Consider the following 2,006-nt stretch of genomic DNA (forward strand, 5'->3'; position numbering starts at 1 on the left):
CTGGAAGGCCACGGCCGAGAAGAAGTATTGGACGACGTGGACGTGACGAGAACGGTAGGTTGGTTTACGAGCATTTATCCCGTGGTCTTCGAATTGAAGAAGGCGGAAGGGATATCCTACTGGGTCAAATCGTTCAAGGAGAAGCTGAGACGGATTCCGAACAAAGGCGTGGGATACGGCGTGCTGAAGTATATGACGCCTGCGGANTATTGGAAGCGGAATGTTGCCGGAAATCAGCTTCAACTACTTGGGACGATGGGATCGGGAAATGAATGCGGGGGCCATGTCGATGTCGGGTCTTTCTGCGGGGGCGTCGATGAGCCCGCAATCGGAACGGGCTTATTCGTTGGACATCACAGGGAACGTAATCGACGGAAAACTGACGCTGAGTGTGATATATGACAAGCAGGAGTACCGCGAAAGCACGATGCAGGCATTGCTGGCCAACTACAAGAAGCAACTGCTTTTGATCGTCGCGCATTGCATGCAGCAAACTGAAACCGAGCTGACCCCGAGCGATCTTGGTAGCGCTAGGGTTACTTTAGAAGATCTCAACGAGCTATTCAGCAACCTATAGATTGGGGGGGAAGTAGTCGATGGTCCAAAAAGATCAAGTCGTCAAGGTTTATCCGTTATCTCCGATGCAGTCAGGGATGTTGTTTCATTCGATGTTGGAAAACCAACCAGAAGCTTATTTTGTTCAGACGAACATGTCACTTCTCGGAAGAATTGACCTGTCCATTTTGGAGAAAAGCTTGAAAGTTCTTACGGAACGGCATGAGGTTTTTCGGACTTTCTTTTCACATAAAAAATTAAGTCAACCGCTTCAAGCCGTCTTGAAAGAAAGAGCGCCGATCCTTATCTACGAGGATATTACGGAGATGCAGGAAACAAAGAAGTGCGACTACGTAGAAGCGTTCAAGAAAGCGGATAGAAAAAAAGGATTCGACTTAACGAAAGACGTGCTTTTTCGGATTGCAGTTTTGAAGACCGGCGAGGAACAGTACGAAATGATTTGGAGTATGCACCACATCGTGTTGGACGGATGGAGTTCCGGCATCCTGCGCGCCGAATTTTTCAAAATTTACGAGGAGATGCGTAACGATCGCCCTCTTCAGTTGCCTCCGGCATATCCTTATAGCGACTATATCAATTGGCTGGAAAAACAAGACAAGGAAGAAGCGTTGGAATATTGGAGCCAATACTTGGAGGACTATAGCGATCGGTCGGAAATTCCCAATGGAAATCGGATCCAAGGTGAAAAAGCGTATGAGCTTAACGAGATTACACATTTCTTCGAAGAGGCGCATACGGAACAGTTGAACATGCTTTGCAGGCGTCACAACCTAACATTAAATAGTTTGATGCAAACGGTATGGGGAGTTTTGCTCCAACAATATAACGACAACGACGATGTCGTATACGGCATGGTTGTCTCCGGGCGTCAATCCGAGGTCCTCGGCATTGAACGCATGGTGGGATTGTTCGTCAATACGATTCCAGTGCGGATTCGTCGTGCCGGGCATGACACGTTTCTCGCTTTGATGAAACAAGTGCAGGCCGATTTGTTGAAATCCGAGCGGTATGACTACGTATCCTTGGCTGACATTCAAGCGCGCAGCGCACTTAAATCGAACTTGTTTGACCATATCTGCGTATTTCAGAATTATCCGATGGATGCGCCCCCTGTTTATGACAAGCATTCAGTGGTACAGGACTTTGTTGTAACCGCTCTGACGGGGATTGAACAAACGAGTTTCGGATTAAATGTAATTATGGGTCTAAGCGGAAATCGGCTTTTCGTTAAACTTAGCTACAATGTCGAAGCCTATCAAGAAGAAAGCATGAAGCAATTAATAAGACATTTGGCGGCGATGGTGGAGCAAGTGGCGGCAAGGCCGGAGATGCGGCTGGACGAGATCGAGCTGGCCGGGGAAGAAGAGAAGCGTCAGCTGCTGACGATGTTTAACGACACGAAGGCAGACTATCCGAAGGACCAAACGATC

3 protein-coding genes are annotated in these 2,006 nt (G+C 47.9%); all 3 read left to right on the forward strand.

Going from position 1 to position 2,006, the window contains the following annotated elements:
* Window positions 1-206 (forward strand): condensation domain-containing protein (locus tag AM231_RS30575; RefSeq protein ID WP_423212944.1); only part of this gene is annotated, 206 nt, incomplete at its 3' end.
* A gap of 14 nt (window positions 207-220) precedes the next feature.
* On the forward strand, window positions 221-577 hold the full coding sequence (locus tag AM231_RS30580) for a condensation domain-containing protein (RefSeq protein WP_082341795.1): 357 nt from the start codon (window positions 221-223) through the stop codon (window positions 575-577).
* Window positions 578-596: 19 nt separating this feature from the next.
* A partial coding sequence (locus tag AM231_RS24105; protein ID WP_242615300.1) for a condensation domain-containing protein occupies window positions 597-2,006 on the forward strand: 1,410 nt, incomplete at its 3' end.

Origin of the sequence: Paenibacillus solani, from assembly GCF_001277345.1 — a bacterium.
Classification (GTDB): Bacteria; Bacillota; Bacilli; order Paenibacillales; family Paenibacillaceae; genus Paenibacillus_AQ; species Paenibacillus_AQ solani.